The sequence below is a fragment of the Staphylococcus sp. FSL W8-0304 genome, assembly GCF_038006565.1.
GTDB lineage: Bacteria > Bacillota > Bacilli > Staphylococcales > Staphylococcaceae > Staphylococcus > Staphylococcus epidermidis.
Window position 1 is genome coordinate 1,046,552 of sequence record NZ_JBBOVL010000001.1, and the last position, 21,150, is coordinate 1,067,701.

23 protein-coding genes and 2 riboswitches are annotated in these 21,150 nt (G+C 30.8%); of the genes, 14 read left to right on the forward strand and 9 right to left on the reverse strand.

Annotated features, from left to right (window positions below; translation table 11 throughout):
* Positions 1–27 precede the first annotated feature (27 nt).
* On the reverse strand, positions 28–1,620 hold the full coding sequence (gene pckA, locus NST35_RS05040; RefSeq protein WP_002457864.1) for a phosphoenolpyruvate carboxykinase (ATP): 1,593 nt from the start codon (positions 1,618–1,620) through the stop codon (positions 28–30).
* A gap of 151 nt (positions 1,621–1,771) precedes the next feature.
* A riboswitch (SAM riboswitch) is annotated at positions 1,772–1,881 on the forward strand.
* Positions 1,882–1,989: 108 nt separating this feature from the next.
* Here pckA and metK point away from each other — a divergent pair.
* The 3 genes from metK (at position 1,990) to NST35_RS05055 (ending at position 5,216) form a co-directional block, all read left to right on the forward strand.
* A complete protein-coding gene (gene metK, locus NST35_RS05045; RefSeq protein ID WP_340747270.1) occupies positions 1,990–3,189 on the forward strand; it encodes a methionine adenosyltransferase in 1,200 nt (399 codons plus the stop codon).
* Positions 3,190–3,291: 102 nt separating this feature from the next.
* Positions 3,292–4,200, forward strand: coding sequence for a hypothetical protein (locus tag NST35_RS05050; protein WP_002457862.1), 909 nt, complete (start codon positions 3,292–3,294; stop codon positions 4,198–4,200).
* A 179-nt stretch (positions 4,201–4,379) separates the two neighbouring features.
* Positions 4,380–5,216 carry an aldo/keto reductase gene (locus NST35_RS05055; protein ID WP_002446731.1) on the forward strand — a complete coding sequence of 279 codons (837 nt, stop codon included), beginning with the start codon at positions 4,380–4,382 and terminating at the stop codon, positions 5,214–5,216.
* A 248-nt stretch (positions 5,217–5,464) separates the two neighbouring features.
* On the opposite strand, the gene NST35_RS05060 is transcribed toward NST35_RS05055, so the two are convergent.
* The 3 genes from NST35_RS05060 to NST35_RS05070 are packed head-to-tail and all read right to left on the reverse strand — an operon-like array spanning position 5,465 to position 6,525.
* Positions 5,465–5,818, reverse strand: a complete 354-nt coding sequence (locus NST35_RS05060) for a fluoride efflux transporter FluC (protein WP_002457861.1) — start codon at positions 5,816–5,818, stop codon at positions 5,465–5,467.
* Entirely contained in the window at positions 5,815–6,180 is a 366-nt protein-coding gene (crcB, locus tag NST35_RS05065) for a fluoride efflux transporter CrcB (RefSeq protein WP_002446729.1), read from the reverse strand. The genes NST35_RS05060 and crcB overlap by 4 nt, the downstream gene beginning before the upstream one ends.
* A 36-nt stretch (positions 6,181–6,216) precedes the next feature.
* Entirely contained in the window at positions 6,217–6,525 is a 309-nt protein-coding gene (locus tag NST35_RS05070; protein WP_002446728.1) for a hypothetical protein, read from the reverse strand.
* 276 nt (positions 6,526–6,801) lie between these two features.
* Between NST35_RS05070 and NST35_RS05075 the strand changes: the two genes are divergently transcribed.
* On the forward strand, positions 6,802–7,515 hold the full coding sequence (locus NST35_RS05075; protein ID WP_002446727.1) for a transaldolase: 714 nt from the start codon (positions 6,802–6,804) through the stop codon (positions 7,513–7,515).
* A 139-nt stretch (positions 7,516–7,654) separates the two neighbouring features.
* Positions 7,655–8,098 carry a hypothetical protein gene (locus tag NST35_RS05080; RefSeq protein ID WP_002446726.1) on the forward strand — a complete coding sequence of 148 codons (444 nt, stop codon included), beginning with the start codon at positions 7,655–7,657 and terminating at the stop codon, positions 8,096–8,098.
* Here the strand turns inward: NST35_RS05080 and NST35_RS05085 are convergent.
* Both NST35_RS05085 and NST35_RS05090 read right to left on the reverse strand, forming a co-directional pair.
* On the reverse strand, positions 8,085–8,528 hold the full coding sequence (locus tag NST35_RS05085) for a competence protein ComK (RefSeq protein ID WP_002457860.1): 444 nt from the start codon (positions 8,526–8,528) through the stop codon (positions 8,085–8,087). The genes NST35_RS05080 and NST35_RS05085 overlap by 14 nt on opposite strands.
* Before the next feature lie 5 nt (positions 8,529–8,533).
* The gene (locus tag NST35_RS05090; RefSeq protein ID WP_002446724.1) at positions 8,534–9,013 is read right to left on the reverse strand and encodes a sigma-70 family RNA polymerase sigma factor; all 480 of its coding nucleotides are present in this window, start codon (positions 9,011–9,013) and stop codon (positions 8,534–8,536) included.
* A gap of 206 nt (positions 9,014–9,219) precedes the next feature.
* On the opposite strand from NST35_RS05090, the gene NST35_RS05095 reads away from it, so the two are divergent.
* The 7 genes from NST35_RS05095 to ribH all read left to right on the forward strand — a co-directional run bounded on the left by NST35_RS05095 (position 9,220) and on the right by ribH (position 16,286).
* Entirely contained in the window at positions 9,220–9,435 is a 216-nt protein-coding gene (locus tag NST35_RS05095; RefSeq protein ID WP_002446723.1) for a hypothetical protein, read from the forward strand.
* 378 nt (positions 9,436–9,813) lie between these two features.
* Positions 9,814–10,665 (forward strand): N-acetylglucosaminidase, encoded by an 852-nt coding sequence (locus tag NST35_RS05100; protein ID WP_001830727.1) that lies wholly within the window; start codon positions 9,814–9,816, stop codon positions 10,663–10,665.
* Positions 10,666–11,013: 348 nt separating this feature from the next.
* Complete coding sequence (locus NST35_RS05105; RefSeq protein ID WP_002457859.1) at positions 11,014–12,498, forward strand: FAD/NAD(P)-binding protein; 1,485 nt, start codon at positions 11,014–11,016, stop codon at positions 12,496–12,498.
* 148 nt (positions 12,499–12,646) lie between these two features.
* A riboswitch (FMN riboswitch) is annotated at positions 12,647–12,787 on the forward strand.
* A 148-nt stretch (positions 12,788–12,935) separates the two neighbouring features.
* Positions 12,936–13,979, forward strand: a complete 1,044-nt coding sequence (gene ribD, locus NST35_RS05110; RefSeq protein ID WP_002457858.1) for a bifunctional diaminohydroxyphosphoribosylaminopyrimidine deaminase/5-amino-6-(5-phosphoribosylamino)uracil reductase RibD — start codon at positions 12,936–12,938, stop codon at positions 13,977–13,979.
* 6 nt (positions 13,980–13,985) lie between these two features.
* Positions 13,986–14,618, forward strand: coding sequence for a riboflavin synthase (locus NST35_RS05115; RefSeq protein ID WP_002457857.1), 633 nt, complete (start codon positions 13,986–13,988; stop codon positions 14,616–14,618).
* A 12-nt stretch (positions 14,619–14,630) separates the two neighbouring features.
* Positions 14,631–15,812, forward strand: a complete 1,182-nt coding sequence (ribB, locus tag NST35_RS05120; protein ID WP_002457856.1) for a 3,4-dihydroxy-2-butanone-4-phosphate synthase — start codon at positions 14,631–14,633, stop codon at positions 15,810–15,812.
* Between the two features lie 12 nt (positions 15,813–15,824).
* The gene (gene ribH, locus NST35_RS05125; protein ID WP_002446718.1) at positions 15,825–16,286 is read left to right on the forward strand and encodes a 6,7-dimethyl-8-ribityllumazine synthase; all 462 of its coding nucleotides are present in this window, start codon (positions 15,825–15,827) and stop codon (positions 16,284–16,286) included.
* Between the two features lie 46 nt (positions 16,287–16,332).
* Here the strand turns inward: ribH and NST35_RS05130 are convergent, their stop codons facing one another.
* The gene (locus tag NST35_RS05130; RefSeq protein ID WP_002446717.1) at positions 16,333–17,334 is read right to left on the reverse strand and encodes a proline dehydrogenase family protein; all 1,002 of its coding nucleotides are present in this window, start codon (positions 17,332–17,334) and stop codon (positions 16,333–16,335) included.
* A 242-nt stretch (positions 17,335–17,576) separates the two neighbouring features.
* Between NST35_RS05130 and NST35_RS05135 the strand changes: the two genes are divergently transcribed.
* Together NST35_RS05135 and NST35_RS05140 are read left to right on the forward strand one after the other, a co-directional pair.
* The gene (locus NST35_RS05135) at positions 17,577–18,404 is read left to right on the forward strand and encodes an alpha/beta fold hydrolase (RefSeq protein ID WP_002457855.1); all 828 of its coding nucleotides are present in this window, start codon (positions 17,577–17,579) and stop codon (positions 18,402–18,404) included.
* Between the two features lie 488 nt (positions 18,405–18,892).
* Complete coding sequence (locus NST35_RS05140) at positions 18,893–19,294, forward strand: SarA family transcriptional regulator (RefSeq protein WP_002457854.1); 402 nt, start codon at positions 18,893–18,895, stop codon at positions 19,292–19,294.
* 265 nt (positions 19,295–19,559) lie between these two features.
* Here the strand turns inward: NST35_RS05140 and NST35_RS05145 are convergent, their stop codons facing one another.
* Positions 19,560–20,123 carry a class I SAM-dependent methyltransferase gene (locus NST35_RS05145; protein ID WP_002457853.1) on the reverse strand — a complete coding sequence of 188 codons (564 nt, stop codon included), beginning with the start codon at positions 20,121–20,123 and terminating at the stop codon, positions 19,560–19,562.
* Positions 20,120–21,073 carry a TIGR01212 family radical SAM protein gene (locus tag NST35_RS05150; RefSeq protein WP_001830802.1) on the reverse strand — a complete coding sequence of 318 codons (954 nt, stop codon included), beginning with the start codon at positions 21,071–21,073 and terminating at the stop codon, positions 20,120–20,122. The genes NST35_RS05145 and NST35_RS05150 overlap by 4 nt, the downstream gene beginning before the upstream one ends.
* Positions 21,074–21,150 lie beyond the last annotated feature (77 nt).

Below are 21,150 nucleotides of genomic sequence, written 5' to 3' on the forward strand. Positions count from 1 at the left end.
AATTTAACATATAAATGTGCATATTAATTATTGATTAAATGCACCTTTGTTGGCAATATGTTCGACTTCCTTGCCGAATTTTTTAAAGTTATTATTAAAGCGTTGAATCAAATCGTATGCCTGTGCTTTGTAGTTATCTTTATTGTTCCAAGCATTGATAGGATTCAGAATAGTTGTAGGTACACTGTCAATCTGAACTGGAATATTTAAGCCAAATGTATCATCTTTAATATATTTAGTATTTTTTAATTTACCTGAAATAGCTTGATTTACCATTTCACGAGTATAGTGTAGACTAATTCTTCTCCCTATACCATATTTACCGCCTGTCCATCCAGTATTTACTAGATATACATCAACATCGTGAATATCGATTAAATTTCCAAGTAGATCAGCATACTTTGTTGGACTTAAAGGTAAGAATGGTGCTCCAAAGCAAGTTGAAAACGATGGTTGAGGTTCAGTAACACCACGTTCTGTTCCAGCTAGTTTAGACGTAAACCCACTTAAGAAATGATACATTGCTTGATCTTTAGTTAGCTTTGAAATAGGAGGGATAACTCCAAATGCATCAGCGGTTAAGAATATAATCGTATTCGGATGTGCTGCCTTTGAAGGTGTAACAATATTCTCTATATAGTCAATAGGGTAGGCGGCACGAGTGTTTTCAGTATAGGTGTTATCATCAAAATCTACTGTACCGTCATCATTTGTAACTGTATTTTCTAAGATTGTTCCATATTTAATAGCGTTATAAATTTGAGGCTCTTTCTGTTTAGATAAATGAATTGCTTTTGCATAACATCCACCCTCAATATTAAAAACGCCATTTTTATTCCAACCGTGTTCATCGTCACCAATTAACTTACGTTTTGGATCGGCAGAAAGCGTCGTCTTACCAGTTCCTGATAATCCAAAGAATAATGCTACATCTCCTTTTTCTCCAACATTAGCTGAACAATGCATACTCATGATATCCTGCATTGGAAGCAAATAATTCATTACAGAGAAAATACCTTTTTTCATTTCACCAGCGTATTCTGTACCACCAATTAAAATCACTTTATGTTTAAAAGATATAATGACAAATGTTTCACTATTTGTCCCATCTAATTCAGGATTAGCTTTAAAGTTAGGTGCTGAAACAATCGTAAAGTTGGGTTTTATATTTTGAGCTTCATCTATAGATTCTGGACGAATAAACATGTTATGAGCAAATAAGTTATGCCAAGCTAATTCATTTATCACCTTAAGTTTAAGACGTGACTCTTTATCGCTCCCTGCATATCCACTAAATATGTAAAGTTCATCTTTCTGATTTAAATAGTCGAGTACTTTATTGTAAAGTTTTAGAAATGTTTCTTCATCCATGGGCTGATTGATATCTCCCCAATTTATATTATCCTTATACGATGGTTCAGTGACAATAAATTTATCTTTAGGTGAACGACCAGTGTACTTACCTGTTTTAACATTTATTGCCCCCAGTTCAGTTAATTCACCCTCATGGTTTTTTAAAATTTTTTTGTATAATTGTGTTGATGATAGTTGAAAATGTGATGTAGCTTTTTCTATTAGCTGATTTATCTTAAGTGTTTCTGTGTATGTATCTATAGACATACCCAATCCCTCCATACAATAATTTATGTAAGCCCTTACATTTAGATAGTATAACACACCGATTGAATTTATCCACTTTAAAATAGAAATAGTGACAATGTATAAAATTGACAACATACTTTGAATTAGATATTATTAAGTTTAACGGATTCTCTTATCCTGAGTGGTGGAGGGACATGGACCCAATGAAACCCAGCAACCTCTTTATTTAAAGAAAGGTGCCAAACCGTTTGCAGACAAATATGGTCTGAACGATAAGAGCGAATGGACGTTTAAGAGCCTTCTCTCTATCTATATAGTGAAGAAGGCTCTTTTATTTAGCTCTCATATTTAAAGAGAATTTTCGTAATTTATTTAAAGGAGAAAATGATGACATACAATAAACGATTATTTACCTCAGAATCAGTTACTGAAGGCCATCCTGATAAAATTGCTGACCAAGTTTCAGATGCCATTCTTGATGAAATATTAAAGGATGATCCCAATGCTCGTGTAGCATGTGAAACAACAGTAACAACAGGAATGGCACTTATTTCTGGAGAAATCTCAACAACTACTTATGTAGATATTCCTAAAGTGGTGAGGGAAACGATTAAAGATATTGGTTATACTAGAGCAAAATATGGTTATGATTCACAAACAATGGCAGTGTTAACTGCGATTGATGAACAGTCACCTGATATAGCACAGGGTGTAGACAAAGCGCTTGAATATCGAAATGAAATTTCTGAAGAAGAAATTGAAGCAACAGGTGCAGGTGACCAAGGATTAATGTTTGGATACGCAACTGATGAAACTGATACGTATATGCCTCTACCTATATTCCTGTCACATCAACTTGCTAAACGATTATCTGATGTACGAAAAGATGAAATTTTAGATTATCTTCGTCCAGATGGAAAAGTACAGGTGACTGTTGAATATGATGAAGATGACCAACCTAGACGTATTGATACTATTGTTGTTTCTACACAACATGCTGAAGATGTAGAGTTAGCACAAATTGAAAAAGACATTAAAACGCATGTTATATACCCAACTGTAGATAAAGCTTTATTAGATGAAGAAACTAAATTTTACATTAACCCGACTGGACGTTTCGTTATTGGAGGACCTCAAGGAGATGCTGGTTTAACTGGACGTAAAATTATAGTTGATACGTATGGTGGTTATGCCCGTCATGGTGGAGGTTGTTTTAGTGGTAAAGATCCTACTAAAGTAGATCGTTCAGCAGCTTATGCAGCAAGATATGTAGCTAAAAATATTGTTGCAGCTGGTTTAGCTAAACAATGTGAAGTACAACTTGCATATGCAATCGGTGTAGCAGAACCCGTTTCTATTTCAATTAATACGTTTGATACTGGAAAGGTTTCAGAAGCACGTTTAGTTGAAGCTGTAAGAAAGCATTTTGATTTAAGACCAACAGGTATCATTAAAATGTTAGACTTAAAACAACCGATATATAAACAAACAGCAGCGTATGGTCATTTTGGACGTACAGACGTATTATTACCATGGGAAAAATTAGATAAAGTCAACCTTTTAAAAGATGCAGTTGAAATTCAATGACTTGTAAAATAGAAAATAAATAATTATAAAATATATGTCGAAAATAAGCCTTTTTTCTATTATAATTAGAGTTATTGAAACTGATAAAGGAGCGTTGTTTTAATGGATTTTTCTTCACCGACAGTAATCGGCTTAATTGTTGCAATACTTGTGGCTGTTTTATTCTTTGTACTCTTCTTAGTAGCGAACCATAGTAAGAAGAAAGTGAAAAATCAAACAGAAGCACATTATAAAGAAAAAGAGCAACATCTTAAAGAATCTCATGAAGAAGCTTTAGAAAAAGAGAGAGTAGAGAATAAAAAAGTTGTTACAAAACAACAAGAAGATTTTGACGTGACAGTTAGTAACAAAAATCGTGAAATTGATGCGTTGAAACTATTCTCAAAAAATCATAGCGAATATGTTACAGATATGAGATTAATTGGTATTCGTGAGAGACTAGTAAATGAAAAGAGAATACGCCCTGAAGATATGCATATTATGGCAAATATTTTCTTGCCTAGTAATGAGTTAACTAATATTGAACGTGTGAGTCATCTAGTACTTACACGAACTGGCTTATATATTATTGACTCTCAATTATTAAAAGGCCATGTTTATAATGGCATTAGTGGTGCGCAATTTAAAGAATTACCTACGATGTCACAAGTTTTTGACACGCTCGACTTAGATTCATCACAGCCACAGACATTGGTCTTGGATCAAAATGAAGATCAACATTCATTATCTTTTGTTAATTATTCGGATAAGATTAAACATATTGAAAAATTAGCAGGAGACTTACAAAATGAATTGAATACTAAATATACGCCAACATCAATACTGTATTTTAATCCTAAAAAGGATAATGATGTGACTATTTCTCATTATACACAATCATCAAATGTTAAAGTTTTAGTTGGTCCTGAACAATTAGATGAATTCTTTAATAAGTTTGTTTTCCATGGACGCATACAGTACAATGTGGATGATTTACAAGATATCATGGATAAAATTGAGTCATTCAATTAAATTATTAAAGAAATTACTTTATTTTCATATGAGTGCTTATTATAGTCTTCAAAACAATTACTACAAATTAATTGTTTTGAAGACTTTTTTGATTTGATAGTATTACTTTTTTAAAAAGTAAAAAAAGGGTATGTATTACTAGTAAATTTTTTAATTACAATGATTAAAGGAGAGATTATATGGAGACGGTTCAATTTTATAACGGAAGAACAATGCCTAAAATAGGACTCGGAACTTATAGAGTAAAAGATAGCGATGAATGTAGAGAATCTGTAAAACATGCTATCGAACAAGGTTATAGAAGTATAGATACGGCAATGATTTATGGTAACGAAGAAACGGTAGGTCAAGGTATTAAGGAAGGATTAAAATCGACTGGTTTGAGCCGTGAAGATTTATTTATAACTTCTAAATTATGGCTAACTGATTTTGGACGTCAAAATGTGGAAGAAGCCTATCGCCAATCTGTTGAAAAATTAGGACTGGATTATTTAGATTTATATCTAATGCATTGGCCAGGTACAAATGAAGCGGTAATGATTGATAGTTGGAGAGGTATGGAAGACTTATATAAACAAAATCAGGTGAAAAATATTGGTGTGAGCAATTTTACCCCAGAACATTTTGAAGCTTTGCTTGCCCAAGTTTCTATTAAACCGGTCATTAACCAAGTAGAATTTCATCCTTATTTAACACAAAATAAATTGCGAAAGTATTTAGAAGCCCAAAATATTATCATGGAATCATGGTCTCCATTAATGAATTCACAAATTCTCCATGATGATGTCATAAATGAAGTAGCTAATGAAGTAGGGAAAACTCCAGCCCAAGTTGTAATAAGATGGAATATTCAGCACGATGTTGTTGTTATACCTAAATCCGTAACACCACATCGCATAGAAGAAAATTTAGACGTATGGAATTTTGAATTAAGCGACAACCAAATGGAAAGAATCGATCAATTAAATCAAGATAAAAGAATTGGACCTAACCCTCTTGAATTTGACGGTAAGTAAATCAATAGTAAAATGGCTAAGACAATAGCATTTGTCTTAGCCATTATTATATATTGGTACAACATCGTTGAGTTGAGAATATGTTTATTTTTTAACTACAATTATTCTCGTTGTCATGATAGCTTGAGGACCTTAATAAGGATTTAGTTTCGTTGAGCTTCTAAATTAATAAGATAATTAAAGATACAAATAGAAATCATAATCTATGAAATAAGTTACTATAACCGTAAGTAAAAGTTATTTTAATATTAGATATGGTATCCACAGAAGCAAGCAATGAAACCTAAAATAAATTGTAATAAGGAATAAACTACAAAACGTAATGGTTTAAATTGAGGGCTTAACATATTAACAAGTTCAGATGATAATGTTGAAAAAGTAGTTAAACCTCCGAGAACACCTGTAACAAAGAAAGGAAACATATCCTGGCTAGCGAGGGCGTGCCCCATCATAAACCCGATAATTAAGCTACCTGTAATATTTACTATAGATGTTCCAATAGGAATTTTACTATTGAATAAGCTTTGGCATATATTTGTGATTAAGGCTCTAAATACAGCACCGATTCCTCCACCTAACATAACGAGCAAAATAGTAATCAAGAAAATCTACCTCCTATTTTGACACCGAGGTAACAGCTTAGTATTCCTAAAATATAACTCGTTACACCGTATACAGTAAACAGTATAAAATGATGTTGATTAAGTAGTGTTATAAGTTCAAATTGAAATGTTGAAAAAGTAGTTAACGCACCAAGTAAACCAGTGGTAAGCCCTTTTTTTATGTTTGGATGAGTTTTAAAGAGTGAAACGCTTAAAGCGCCGATACTGCCCATTAAAAAAGCACCCAATAAATTTGCAACAAATGTTCCCAACGGAAAGGTTGAACCTTCATTAAGCATTGATAAACAGAATCTTATCAATGCACCTAAAGCACCGCCTACAAAAATATATAGATATTGCATCTATATTTCACCTCAAAATATAAAAGAGTTGATTGTTTATTTAAAAATGTAACCAAAAGTATGTAAAGATGAAAGAATATGGATAATAATAGTGATTAAAATAATCAATGGTAAAATTTTGCTTGCAAATCTAATCCAATCTGAACTTTCCTTAGCATACTTTATAGATTTATCGGCAAAAACTATCGATAAAATAAGTATTATAATATTAACGATACTTGTAACTACAACAATTTTCATAAACGATTGAAATATATTACTCAATAATGAATTATTGGTATTAAAGAAAAAACTTAAAATTATCATTAATAGACTAAGATAAAAATACTTTTTTGACCGAGCCATAAACTGCCTCCTAGATAAACATTATTACAATATACTATCATATTTATTAAACTTAAACATAGTAATTTTCATTCCATTTTAGACAGTATATTTAAAATTAAAGCAAATAATTCGCTTACATTTCAAGGTCATGTTATAAATAAGTTATAAAATTTTTAAATTTAAAACGTGATAACAAAACGCTATCCCTAGTTTTAGTATGATATACATACAAATAATCAATTCTATACATATAATTGATAGTATTGACCTTTCACGTTCAGGAGGAGAAATGACATGACAAAATTAAATGTTAAAGTGTTTGCGGATGGTGCAGATATTGAAGAAATGAAATCAGCATATAAGAATCAACTTGTAGATGGTTTTACAACGAACCCAAGCTTAATGGCTAAAGCGGGTGTAACTGATTATAAAGCTTTTGCAGAGGAAGCGGTTAGTGAAATACCTGACGCATCAATTTCTTTTGAGGTGTTTGCCGACGATTTACCTACTATGGAAAAAGAAGCTGAGATTTTAAAACAATATGGTGATAATGTATTTGTAAAAATTCCTATTGTTACAACAACCGGTGAGTCTACACTACCATTAATTAAAAGTTTATCATCGAAACAGGTAAGGTTGAATGTTACAGCTGTCTATACTATAGAGCAAGTAAAAGCAATTACTGACGTTGTAACTGAAGGTGTGCCAACATATGTGTCAGTATTTGCAGGACGTATTGCAGATACTGGTATTGATCCACTTCCTTTGATGAAAGAAGCCGTTAAGGTAACTCATAGTAAAGAAGGCGTTCAATTATTATGGGCTAGTTGTCGTGAAGTATATAATGTAATTCAAGCTGATGAAATTGGCGCTGATATTATTACTTGCCCAGCTGATGTTGTAAAAAAAGTTAATAATAATTTAGGCCGTGATATAGGAGAACTTTCAGTAGATACAGTCAAAGGTTTTGCCAAAGATATTCAAAGTTCTGGTTTGTCAATTCTATAAATGTAAAAAAACAGCAATTAAGTGGATTTATTTCACTAGATTGCTGTTTTATTTTAGTTATATAAGAAGATTTGAAAGAATAGTTTAATTCATTTACTATTGATAAATATGACTAATTCTGAAGAGAGGTACCTATCAAATGAGTAAAAATGAATTCATCAAAAGAGTAAATAAGCAATTATGGTTTTTAAATGCTAAAGAAAAAAATGCGCTTAACAAATATATTGACTCAGTTGATCAGGATAAAAGTGTTGACACAAATAAGCCAATAAGATTTTCAAATGAATATTTAAAGAAATTTATATTTAATCATAAGAAAAAATCGACTTCTCATGTGTTCGTACTTTTAATTTGTATGGTTTTAGCTTATGCATTTTTGCTCGGACTCTTTATTTTAGGGTTAGTGACCAGCTTAGCTATAGTACATGCCTATATCAACCCACGTATTGATTTATCAGGTTTTGTTATGTTAACTGTTTTGATTATTGCGATAGTTATGATGATTGCTAGTTTATATGCTATTAAACATACGACTGCCTTATTCACTAAAAAGCTTTTAGAATATAAATTTAATAAAAAGTAGTTTTCTCTATGATATGACCTACGGTAAGACTTTCTTGCCACTTTTTTGTTACTAGGGTATAGGGGATGTTCACTTCGATAGTCGAACCATTTTCAAAAACTATCTTTGTGGTATGAATTGAAGAATGAATTCCTATAATATTGCGTGCATTGATAAAATATTTAATCGATGCACGTTTTTGCGTAACTGGAAATAATATGGTTTCCTCATTGATATAGATAGGTATGAGTTTTTTTATGTTTAAAATATTTTTAGATAACATACATTGATGATGATAAGATTTTTGATGTAATTCCAATAAATAATGTAATGTTTTTTCAGGTGAACATGGTAAATGAATATTGTAATGTTCATACTGAATATAGGTTTCAACATTTGTTGAAAACGCAGTTTGAAGATATAAAAGTGAATGCGTTGATATACATTTCATAGATGTCAATCCTTTGTAGATAAAATTAAATAACGACGTAGTTTTCGTATTGTGTTAGATTTTATTTTTTTAATCGTTGTAGGTGAAAAATCTAAGATTTGGGAAATTTCATATTGTTTGTATCCTTGTAAATATAAGGCTAACCAATCTCGTTCGCGTGGAAGTAACTGTTGTGAAATATCTTTAATAAATAAATCGATTTCGTTGATTGAAATTGACGGAGAAAGTTCTGAAAGGGTATCAATACTACATATATTAAGCGTAGTATCTTTTTGTCTAAATAAATCTATAAGATAGAATTTTAAGCGTATAAATAGATAAGATTTAAAAGAAGAAGATTGTTGTTCATCAAAATCGAGTGTAAGTTGCCACATTTTAATGAGCATTTGTTGATAAAATTCATCATAATTATAAGTGATTTGATAACTTTTTAACAAATAATGTATGATATTATTGTATTTTTTATATGATTCCTCAAATGACATGTAATTAACTCCTATTTATGTACATAAAGTGATTTCCGGATAAATAGAAGTTAACTTATTGTTTGAAAATAATCATTTGCGTAATTGAAGCAATAGGTGTTAAATAGTAGTCATAGACTTTATTAATATATAAAATAAGTGTTTTATTTGCATGCTAACTTGGCTTTTCAACATAAATACTTTTTGAATAAAGAGGAGGGACTTTTATGGATTACGCACATTTAAATCTAGAGCACTTTTTTGCACGAAATGATGATTTGGATATCATTAGAGATCGATCTGATTTTGTGATGATTAATAATTTCACCAATGAGATGAAATACCGTGAAGGTGAAATTGAAGGAACTATCGATTTAAATCAATACTATTATAAAAATAGATCACAAGCTGTAAGTTTCATAATGATGAATTATAAGAAATGATATTTAGAGTGTCACCATAGTGACTAAATCTGGATTTATAAAACCTATTCAACACTATAATGTTTAAATAAATTAAAATTTAAATCTAATTGCCATAAAAACAAAAGGTGATATTGCTGTTTAATAATAATCAATGAATTTTTCAGTTTTGTCAGTATATAAAAACATTCATTTGGCATTAAAAAAATTTCGATTCTTGTCTTATTTTTTTAATATGTGCATCGTGTAACCTATTTATTTAAATTTCAATTTGATTACCATTTATTTATGAATTTGTAACAAAAGAAGTTTCAAATTGTGAATGTGTTTGAATAATGTTAAACTTGATTATCGTAATAGAATGACTAGTTTAACAACAATGACCTAAGAGGTGTGAATATGACTAAGCACAAGAAAGGCTCAATATTAGCTATCATAGGTTTGCTAATTGTATTTGTTGTTACAGGTTTTATCTTCTTTTCAATGATTTCAGATCAAATATTTTTTAAACATGTCAAACCAGTTGAAAAGGTTGAAAAATTAGATAAAACTTTAGATAAAGCATCTAAAAAGCAAATACACAATTATACGAGCCAACAAGTATCTAACAAAGCTAATACAGCTTGGCGTGATGCGTCTGGTACAGAAATTAAAGAAGCTATGGATAGTAGTAAATTCATAGATGATGATAAACAAAAATATCAATTTTTAGATTTGTCTAAGTATCAAGGCATTGATAAAAATAGAATTAAACGTATGTTGTTTGATAGACCAGTACTACTAAAACATACAGATGATTTTATTAATGCCGCAAAGTCTAAACATGTCAATGAAGTATATCTTATTTCTCATGCTCTATTAGAAACAGGTGCAGCTAAAAGTGAACTCGCTAATGGTGTAGAAATAGATGGTAAAAAATATTACAATTTCTATGGTGTTGGTGCATTAGATAGTGACCCTATTAAAACAGGTGCCGAATATGCTAAAAAACATGGATGGGACACACCACAAAAAGCTATATATGGTGGCGCTGATTTTATTCATAAGCATTTCTTATCTCATGATGATCAAAATACACTTTATAGTATGAGATGGAATCCTAAAAATCCGGGTGAACACCAATATGCTACTGATATAAAATGGGCTGAAAGTAACGCGAATATCATTGCAGATTTCTACAAGAACATGAAAACAGAAGGTAAATACTTCAAATTATATGTTTATAAAGATGACGATAAACACCAAAAATAAATTAAATAGTTAAACTAAACACCACTAATAAAAGTTGTGAAGTTAATCGTGCTAATTAAAATTAATTTAGATTTAAGCAATAGTTAACTTTCAATAGTTTTATAGTGGTGTTTTTAATTTATTGGATTAAATGTTGAATTATTCAGCTTTGTTTTTTCGCGATAGTATTGTAAACAGAACTGCAAAAGCAATTAAAACTTTAACTATAAATTTCATAAGCTTCACCTCAAATAAAATTTTAGCATACTATTTTAAGATTAAAAGTCAATCAAATAGGTAATATAGATATAGTGAAAAAGTGTACAATAAAATGTAACTACTAATAATAAATACATAAGGATGATTGATATGCGTGTAGCAATAATAGGTATGGGAACAGCTGGTGTAAGTGTGTTACGCCAACTCGTTAAACATGAAAACTTTTCTCAATTAAAAGTAGATGTATATGATGATGATAGAAATATGGGTCAAGGTGTTCCATTTCAAAATGATAGTAGCGAACTACTTATTAACATGCCATCAAAATCTATGAGCTTAAATCTTGATGATGACCAAGAGTTTTGGAAGTGGTATCAAAATCAGACAGAATTCAATTTTAGTAATCCTCAATATTTGCCTAGATTTGTATTTGGTCATTATATGAAGTCTTATTTATCTTATTATAATGACCAATTTGATAATTTAACTATTATCAATGATAAAGTACAAGAAATTTTTACACAATCCGATGTTGATGACACAGATTTAAAATATCATGTATGTACATGTGATGATGAAAAAGAATGGCGTGAATATGATTATTTATTTTTAACTTTTGGAACTTTTAGTTACCATGACCCTTATGATTTGAAGGGAACTAAAGGCTATATCCAAACGCCGTATCCTACATATCATACTCTTGATAATGTTAAAGATTCAGATCGAATCGTGATTATTGGAACAGGGTTGGCTAGTTTAGATGCTGTGAGATATGTAGCTGCACATCATCCATCTTTACCCATTACTATGACAAGTCGTTCTGCAGCATTGCCAAGTGTTAGAGGAAAAATGACTAAAATTCAGTTTACGCATTTAACTAAATCACGATTTAATGGAATTATGAAAAAACACTTTGGTAATGTACCATTAGAAAAGGTAGTTTCATTATTTTTAAAAGAATGTGAAGATTATGGAATAGACTTTAAAAAACTTATTTATCGTAGAACTGGAAACCATGTGAAAGACTTGGAGTATGATTTGAAACATGAAGAAGAAATGGGGATATTCCAAAGTATTATTGAACATTTAAAAGAAAATTTAAACTGGATTTGGAATAGTTTGAGCGTTAAAGATCAAGAAACTTTTAATCGTAAGTACACTAAAATCATTCAATTAAATTCTAATCCAATGCCTCCTAGAACGGCTCGTTTACTAATTAAGTTAATACAGAATAATGAACTTGTCATTAAAAAGGGACTAGAAGACATAGTCCATAAAAATGAGCAATTTATGTTAAAGTACAACGACACCACGCAAAATTATGAGTCGTTTGACATTGTTATTAATGCTACAGGTTCTAAAACACATCTTTCTCAATTAGATGAGGATGATCAATTAATTTTAAACTTAGAAAATAGACAAATTGTTCAACGTCATCCTATGGGTGGCATTCAAATTATCCCAGAAACAAATCAAGTCATAAGTCCTAGATATGGAACCTTAAAAAATGTGATTGCAATTGGACAAATGACCAACGGTGTCAATAAACTTAGAAATGGTGTAAAGATGATTGTTAATCAAGTTGTTGATACAGTATCTCAATTATATATAACACAGGAAAATCGAAATAAGTAATATGCATTTAGCGTGTTTGTGAGTTTAATATATCTTCATAAAATCATTGAATAAAATAAGCTATAAAATTGTATTTTAAATTTAAATATAGTAAGATTTAAAATGTAGTGAAGAACTACTGGACTCAATTAATCATAACAATTTCATATATTTCTTTCGGGGCAGGGTGAAATTCCCAACCGGCAGTAAATTAAGCCTGCGACCCACTAGTATTGTTTTTTTGATGTTAGTGGCTGATCTAGTGTGAATCTAGAGCCGACAGTTAGAGTCTGGATGGGAGAAAGAAGATGAATTATCGACTTACACAAATTCGTGTAGTTATGATAAGCGTATTGTATACTTTTGTGCAATTTTAAGTATGCCAATAGGCTTATTTAAAGATATAGATATCTCCTTATGCCTACAGTATAGGTATAAGGTTTTTTTGAGGTGATCAATTGAGTAGATTTATGGATGATGCTATTCAACTAGCACAAATGGTAAATGGACAAACAGGTGTTAATCCTCCAGTAGGATCCGTTGTTGTTAAAAATGGTAGGATTGTAGGTTTAGGTGCACATTTAAAAAAGGGAGATAAACATGCTGAAGTACAAGCTATTGAAATGGCAGGTTTAAATGCCCAAGGTGCTACCATATACGTTTCATTAGAACCATGCACACACCATGGTTCAACGCCACCTTGTGTGGATAAAATTATTGAAGCGGGTATATCAAAGGTCATATATGCTGTTAAAGATACTACTTTAGTAAGCAAGGGTGACGAGATTCTGAGAGAAGCTGGTATAGAGGTTGAATTTCAATATAATGAAAATGCAGCTACATTATACCGTGACTTTTTTACTGCTAAAAGAAACGAAGTTCCGGAAGTAACTGTAAAGGTTTCATCTAGTTTAGATGGTAAACAAGCAACAGACTTTAATGAAAGTAAGTGGATAACAAACAAAGAAGTTAAAGAAGATGTTTATCAATTAAGACATGAGCATGATGCAGTTATTACTGGGCGTAGAACCATTGAAGCAGACAATCCATTGTATACAACCAGGGTTCCTGATGGAAAACATCCGATTCGTGTTATTCTCTCTAAGACAGGACAACTCGATTTTAATCAACAAATATTTAAAGATACTGCATCGGAGATATGGATTTACACTGAAAATGAAAAATTAAAAACAGATAAAAGTTTTATTAAAATAATAAATATAAGTAATTGTGATACAGCGACAATATTACAAGACTTATATCAAAGAGGTATTGGGAAACTGCTAGTCGAGGCAGGCCCAAATATTACTTCGCAATTTCTCCAATCCAAACATCTAAATGAACTCATTTTATATATAGCCCCGAAATTAATTGGTGGTTCTGGCAAACATCAATTTTATAAGACTGACGAAGTGATTGATTTGCCTGAAGCAACTCAATTTGAAATTGTTGATTCCAAGTTAATTAATCAAAATTTAAAATTGAAATTACGAAAGAAGTGAATGTCTATGTTTACAGGTATCATTGAAGAAATAGGTACTGTACAACAAGTTCGCTCTGAGCAATCAGTAAGAACGCTTGAAATTAAAGCACAAAACATTTTAGTTGATATGCATATTGGTGATTCAATAAGTGTTAATGGTGCATGTTTAACTGTGATAGATTTCACTGATTCAAGTTTTTCAGTTCAAGTCATCAAAGGGACTGAAAACAAAACATATCTTGGAAATGTTCAACGTAATACAGAAGTTAATCTCGAAAGAGCCATGAGTGGAAGTGGGAGATTTGGTGGACATTTCGTGTTAGGTCATGTTGATGAGCTTGGAACAATTTCTAAAATCAATGAAACTGCTAACTCAAGAATTATTTCTATTAAAACTACTAAAAATATTTTGAATCAAATGGTCAAGCAAGGTTCTATAACTGTAGACGGAGTTAGTCTTACTGTATTTGATTTACATGATCATACTTTTGATATACATCTTATACCAGAGACACGTCGATCTACTATTCTTTCATCTAAAAAAGTGGGCGACAAAGTGCATTTGGAGTCAGACGTACTATTCAAATATGTTGAAAACATTATGAATCAAAATCAATCGCAGATAACAGAAGAAAAGCTTAGAGCATTTGGTTTTTAGGAGGAATATCACATGCAATTCGATACAATTGAGTTGGCTATAGAGGCTTTAAGAAATGGAGAGAGCATTATTGTAGTTGACGATGAAGATAGAGAAAATGAAGGAGATCTTGTAGCTGTTACGGAATGGATGGATGATAATACCATTAATTTTATGGCTAAAGAGGGTCGTGGTCTGATTTGTGCACCAATTGATAAATCTATAGCTGAAAGATTAAAACTACAATCTATGGAGCAAAATAACACAGATATTTATGGCACACATTTTACTGTAAGTGTTGATCATTATAAAACTACTACAGGAATCAGTGCACATGAACGTACAAAAACGGCTAGAGCACTCATAGATGAAAAGACTAATCCTGAAGATTTTCATCGTCCGGGGCACTTATTTCCACTTATAGCAAAAGAAAATGGTGTGTTAACACGTAATGGTCATACTGAAGCTGCCGTAGATTTGGCACGTTTAACAGGGGCACAACCAGCTGGCGTAATCTGCGAAATTATGAATGATGATGGAACAATGGCTAAGGGTGAAGATCTCCAGTCCTTTAAAGAACGTCACCATTTAAAAATGATTACTATAAAAAGTTTGGTTGCCTTTCGTAAGGCTGTTGAACTTAATGTTAATCTCAAGGCAAAGGTCAAGATGCCAACAGATTTTGGTCATTTTGATATGTATGGATTTACAACGGATTATAGCGAAGAAGAAATCGTTGCTATAGTTAAAGGAGATTTAAAAAGCAATCCTAATGTACGTATGCATTCTGCTTGTCTGACTGGGGATATTTTTCATAGTCAAAGATGTGATTGCGGGGCACAACTTGAAGCGTCAATGAAATATATTGAAGAACATGGTGGAATGATTATTTATTTACCTCAAGAAGGTAGAGGAATAGGTTTAATGAATAAGTTGCGCGCATATGAGTTAATAGAAAAAGGCTATGATACAGTTACTGCAAATCTTGCTCTTGGTTTTGATGAGGATTTGAGGGATTATCATGTTGCAGCTGAAATATTAAAGTATTTTGGTTTAAGTAAAATTAACTTGCTCAGCAATAATCCTAAAAAATTTGAAGGTTTAAAAGATTACGGCATTGAAATCGTAGATAGAATTGAACTTATCGTACCAGAAACGCAACATAACCATAGTTATATGGAAACTAAAAAAAATAAAATGGGACATTTAATATAGGAGGACTCGAAAATGAATTTTGAAGGTAAATTAGTTGGTAAGGATTTAAAAATTGCGATTGTTGTTAGTAGATTTAATGATTTTATTACTACACGTTTACTTGAAGGGGCTAAAGATACACTCATTCGTCATGAAGTAGTAGATACTAATATTGATGTAGCTTATGTGCCTGGTGCATTTGAAATTCCACTTGTTGCAAAAAAATTAGCTCAAAAAGGTGAATATGATGCTGTGATTACATTAGGATGTGTGATTAGAGGCGCAACTTCACATTATGACTATGTATGTAATGAAGTAGCTAAAGGTGTTTCTAAAGCAAATGATATTTCAGATACTCCAGTGATTTTTGGAGTTCTAACAACTGAAAGTATTGAGCAAGCAGTAGAAAGAGCTGGTACTAAAGCTGGAAATAAAGGTTCAGAAGCAGCAGTTAGTGCAATCGAAATGGCTAATCTAATTAAGCAAATCAATTAAAAAATAAAGGCATGAAGTAGATATCAAAATACTTCATGCCTTTATTTTATTTTTTATATCTTTGAATGCCAAGGATAAAAGACGTCAATAAAGTTGCAAATATACCGATACCCAAAGTTAACTTTTTTAAGATTTTGGGTTTAGTAAATTCTTTTATAGCTAATGACAAGTTTTGAGGGCGTTCTGCTAGTCTTCTCATAAAGTACGCAAACCAATCATTACCGTATGGTACATAAACTGTAAATAAATAACCTTCATTAGCTATTTTTTGTGCTAATTCCGTGCGGAAACCGTACAACATTTGAAATTCCATTTTATCTTTGCTAATATGATTTTCTTTCATAAATTGTTTGACTTGGTTGATAATTTCATTGTCATGTGTAGCTACAGATGTAAAGTTCTTTGAATTTAGTAGTCGTTTTTTAATAATTCTAATATAATTTGCGTCAATTTCTTCTTTCGATTGATAAGCGATTGATGCATCTTCCTTATAAGCACCTTTCACTAGTCTCAAACGTAATTCAGGATATTTATCAATTAAATCATCGGCTTCATACAGATAGGCTTGAACGACTGTACCCACATTTTTAAATTCACCTTTCAATCTATCAATAATATGTTGAATTTTAGAAAGACTATCGTACTTCTCTGTATCAATATTAATGTGCATCTTTCCATTCTTATCAGCTTTAAGTAAAATTTCTCTCATATTTTCATAAGCAAGATTTAAATCAAACTCACTTCCAAGTTGGCTTATTTTGACTGACATATGTGCCTTAACATTATTGTTATAGATTGCATCAATAATTTCTAAAATCTCTTCTTTAGCTTTAATACTTTCTTCTCTAGTACTAACAAATTCACCCAATGAGTCGACAGTAACTGAAATATTATAATCATTTAAATATTGTATGGTCTCAATTAATTGATGAATCGTATTTCCTGCGACTACACGATTTGCTCCCATTTGAGGTCCCATCTTTTTAGCTATTTTATTAAGATATGTATGATTAGATAACGCAATGAAAAAATCTTTAAATAAGGACATATGCAATACCTCCGTTATACTAAACTATGATATTTTTAAATAGTGTATCATGAAAATTAAGTTTAAGAAAGCGTTTACATAAAGAGCTTGCACACTTAAAGAGTAATTATACTTTAGGCTATATTGGAAGAGTTAAAGAAAACACTTAAATATCTATCAAATTTCACTTAAAATAGCATTCAATATGTTTGATTTGCTATAATTATATTAATAAAGAACATATAAAAAGGGGCAATTAGAAAATGTGGAAGTGGGAAACAGAAAATGACGCAAAAGGCGTTGTTGTCATTGCTCATAATATATTAGAACATACAGGTAGATATGCATATGTTATCACGATGTTAAGAAGAAATGGTTATCACGTTATCATGGGCGATTTACCGGGACAAGGGCAAACTTCACGAGCTCAAAAGGGACAAATAGATGATTTTAATACGTACCATGAGAATATATTAGAGTGGATAAAAATAGCTAATGAATATAAAATTCCAACATTTGTTTTAGGTGTGGGACTAGGTGGTCTCATCATTTTAAATCTGCTTGAGAAAACAGAATTACCTATTGAGGGTATATTATTATTTTCACCTATGTTAGAACTAAAGAAAGACTATAAAGGGCGCAAAAACAAATTGATTTCTAATGTTGGTAAAATTTCTAAAGATACTAGATTTAAAGTTGGTATAACCCCTCATGATTTAACACGTAATGATGAAATTATTGAAGAAACAGCAAATGATGGGCTAATGCTTAAAAAGGTAACATATAGTTGGTATAACCTTATAAATGAAAAGATGAAAGAAACAATGGATCATATTAGAGATATTAAATCTATTTCAGCATTGATAATGTATGGTACCAAAGACAAAATTTTAGAAACTCAATCTATTAATGAAATGAAAGATAAATTAAAGTCGAAAGAGATGTACTTTAAAGTTTGGGATGGATTATATCATGAAATACATAATGAACCTGAACGCGATTTGGTGATGAGATATGTTCTATCATTTTTAAATAATAGTGTAAATACTATGGGTTTTATAGTAAATGAAGAGGAAATTGAAGACATTTAAGTGAGAGAAAAAAATGTTATCAATTTGTATACGATTCTATAATGTGAATAAGTAACTCGGTTTTATACCGGGACTATAGTAATGAGTCCGTACATCCTAAACATGTACGGGCTCTTATAATTCTTAATGATATATTTAGTTTGGTTTAATAAAAAATATATTTAACAATTTGTATAGAAAGTTTTGCCAAAATTATTGCGTTTTAAATGTAGAATTGATATATTTTGATTATATAATTAATTTAATTTTATTATGTATTAACACTAAGTTTTTGGGTTAGAATTTGAGTTGCACTAGATGTAAGATTTGTTTTAAATCTCATTTTTAAATCTTTTTACGGATAAAGTTGATTTTAAGTAGCTCAATCATTGAAATAAAAGGGTATAATTCTAAAGTTTAATAACTTTACCATTTGTAAAATTAAATTTGGGGGAAATGGTTAAGTTAGTTTATAGAATTCACAATTTTTTATTTGGGAGATGTTAATTTTGGCTAATAGTGAAAAGAACAGGGTTTATGGTATTTTACAATTAGAGACATTATTCAAAGAGATTGATTCAATTTTTAATACAATCAAAGAAGAATATGGAATGTCTAAAGAGGAAATTTTGATTTTACTTACACTTTTAGAAAAAGGCTCAATGACTTTAAAAGAAATGGATAAATATGTTCATATTAAGCCGTATAAACGTACACGTACTTATAATAATTTAGTTAATCTTGAGTGGATTTACAAAGAAAGACCTCAAGATGATGAACGTACAGTTATTATTCATTTTAATGACAAGCAAAATTCAAAAAAAGAAGATTTGTTAGAGTTTATTGATGACTCAATTAAAATCAAGTCTGAACCAATGCAATCTAGTTTACAATCTATTTTAGCGGTTTAATTTAACGCGCTTTAAATCTTTAATTGAATAAATTATTTTATTTAAAGCATGAGTACACTTATGAGAATTATTTGTTGAACTATGTATTAAAGAATGTGTTCAAAATTATGATAATCAGTAAGCTTAATAGTAATTAAAAGTAAGGTATACTTCATGATGAAATTTATAATTAAAAAAGAACCTTGGACAAAATGTTTGCTTGTCTCAGGTTCTTTTTACGTGCACGTATTCTATGACTGAATTGAAATATACATGTATAAACTTTTTAATTACGCTTTTCAATAGCACAGATAAAAGGAGCGTTATTCTTTTGATTTATGAATTGATATTGCAATATATGAGCTTTATTTTGATCAAAGTTTTGTAAAAATTCAAGTAGTGCTTCTTTTTCTATTTTACCTTCTTCATGACCGTGATATATAACTAATATAATAATTCCTTCAATACTTAAGATATCAAAGATTTCATTAATAGCCTTAATTGTTGTTTCAGGTTTAGTGACAATTTCTTTGTTACCTTTCGGTAAATAACCTAAATTAAAAATAGCAGCATCTATGTGACCATGATGTTCAGAGGGAATGTGCAATTTAGCATTTTCATGACCAGATTGGATTAATTTTACATTTGAATAATTTTTTATTTTTTTGTGTGTATTCAAAATTGCTTGTTCTTGTATATCGAATCCATAGACAAATCCATTTGGTACATGTTGAGCAAAATAAGCAGTATCATTCCCATTACCACATGTTGCATCAATTACAACACTATTATGATTAATATGAGAATCAATTAACGATTTAGAGAAGGGTAAAATACGTTCTAGTTTCATGATTGTATACTCTGCTTGTTCATTTTACCTTGATAGGAGTTTCGTCTAGCAAGCTCATTATCAATTTCATTTAATACTTCCCATTTATTAACACTCCACATTGGTCCAACCATTAAATCTATAGGCCCATCTCCAGTGATTCTGTGCACAATCATTTCTGGGGGTAATACTTCAAGTTGATCGCAAACAAGATTAGTATAATCTTGTTGACTCATAAACTCGAGCATACCTTTTTCATATTGTTTAACCATAGGCGTTCCTTTTAGCAAGTGTAATAAATGAATTTTAATACCTTGAACGTCCATCTGAGCGACTTCTTTAGCAGTCTCCATCATCATGTCATAATTTTCACCTGGTAAGCCGTTGATTATGTGTGTACAAACATTTATATTATGCTTGCGTAATTTTGTTACGCCGTCATAGTATGTTTGCATATCATGAGCACGATTTATTAAATCGGAAGTGGACTGATGCACAGTTTGTAAGCCCAATTCTACCCATAAGTAAGTGCGCTGATTAAGTTCTGCTAAATATTCTACAACATCATCAGGCAAACAATCAGGTCTTGTCGCGATTGATAAACCAACGACGCCATCTTCTTTTAATACAGGTTCATATTTTTCCTTTAATACTTCTACAGGTGCATGCGTATTTGTAAACGCCTGAAAGTATGCAATATATTGACCTTCACTCCATTTTTCATGCATTCGTTCTTTTATTTTTTTGAATTGAACTTCAATTGGTTCAGCTCTATTACCTGCAAAGTCACCGCTTCCTGCTGCAGAACAAAATGTGCAACCTCCATGAGCTACAGTACCATCTCTATTTGGACAATCAAATCCTCCATCTAAAGCGACTTTAAATATTTTTTGACCAAACTTGTTTTTTAAATGATAGTTCCATGTGTGATAGCGTTTATCTTCAAAGGCATACGGGAAATAGTTACCCATAATACATTTTCCTTTCTATTTAAGTTCTAAGTACAGATTTTAACATATTTTAGTGTTATAGTGTCTATTGTAGATTG

Bases quoted from the DNA above. Each gene is read 5' to 3' on its own strand.
- NST35_RS05070 (WP_002446728.1), bottom strand. From the start codon at position 6,525: ATGGCTCGGTCAAAAAAGTATTTTTATCTTAGTCTATTAATGATAATT.
- NST35_RS05105 (WP_002457859.1), top strand. From the start codon at position 11,014: ATGCGTGTAGCAATAATAGGTATGGGAACAGCTGGTGTAAGTGTGTTA.
- ribH (WP_002446718.1), top strand. From the start codon at position 15,825: ATGAATTTTGAAGGTAAATTAGTTGGTAAGGATTTAAAAATTGCGATT.
- NST35_RS05050 (WP_002457862.1), top strand. From the start codon at position 3,292: ATGGATTTTTCTTCACCGACAGTAATCGGCTTAATTGTTGCAATACTT.
- ribB (WP_002457856.1), top strand. From the start codon at position 14,631: ATGCAATTCGATACAATTGAGTTGGCTATAGAGGCTTTAAGAAATGGA.
- NST35_RS05075 (WP_002446727.1), top strand. From the start codon at position 6,802: ATGACAAAATTAAATGTTAAAGTGTTTGCGGATGGTGCAGATATTGAA.
- crcB (WP_002446729.1), bottom strand. From the start codon at position 6,180: ATGCAATATCTATATATTTTTGTAGGCGGTGCTTTAGGTGCATTGATA.
- NST35_RS05135 (WP_002457855.1), top strand. From the start codon at position 17,577: ATGTGGAAGTGGGAAACAGAAAATGACGCAAAAGGCGTTGTTGTCATT.
- metK (WP_340747270.1), top strand. From the start codon at position 1,990: ATGACATACAATAAACGATTATTTACCTCAGAATCAGTTACTGAAGGC.
- NST35_RS05100 (WP_001830727.1), top strand. From the start codon at position 9,814: ATGACTAAGCACAAGAAAGGCTCAATATTAGCTATCATAGGTTTGCTA.
- pckA (WP_002457864.1), bottom strand. From the start codon at position 1,620: ATGTCTATAGATACATACACAGAAACACTTAAGATAAATCAGCTAATA.
- NST35_RS05095 (WP_002446723.1), top strand. From the start codon at position 9,220: ATGGATTACGCACATTTAAATCTAGAGCACTTTTTTGCACGAAATGAT.
- NST35_RS05085 (WP_002457860.1), bottom strand. From the start codon at position 8,528: ATGAAATGTATATCAACGCATTCACTTTTATATCTTCAAACTGCGTTT.
- NST35_RS05115 (WP_002457857.1), top strand. From the start codon at position 13,986: ATGTTTACAGGTATCATTGAAGAAATAGGTACTGTACAACAAGTTCGC.
- NST35_RS05080 (WP_002446726.1), top strand. From the start codon at position 7,655: ATGAGTAAAAATGAATTCATCAAAAGAGTAAATAAGCAATTATGGTTT.
- NST35_RS05150 (WP_001830802.1), bottom strand. From the start codon at position 21,073: ATGGGTAACTATTTCCCGTATGCCTTTGAAGATAAACGCTATCACACA.
- NST35_RS05090 (WP_002446724.1), bottom strand. From the start codon at position 9,013: ATGTCATTTGAGGAATCATATAAAAAATACAATAATATCATACATTAT.
- NST35_RS05145 (WP_002457853.1), bottom strand. From the start codon at position 20,123: ATGAAACTAGAACGTATTTTACCCTTCTCTAAATCGTTAATTGATTCT.
- NST35_RS05130 (WP_002446717.1), bottom strand. From the start codon at position 17,334: ATGTCCTTATTTAAAGATTTTTTCATTGCGTTATCTAATCATACATAT.
- NST35_RS05055 (WP_002446731.1), top strand. From the start codon at position 4,380: ATGGAGACGGTTCAATTTTATAACGGAAGAACAATGCCTAAAATAGGA.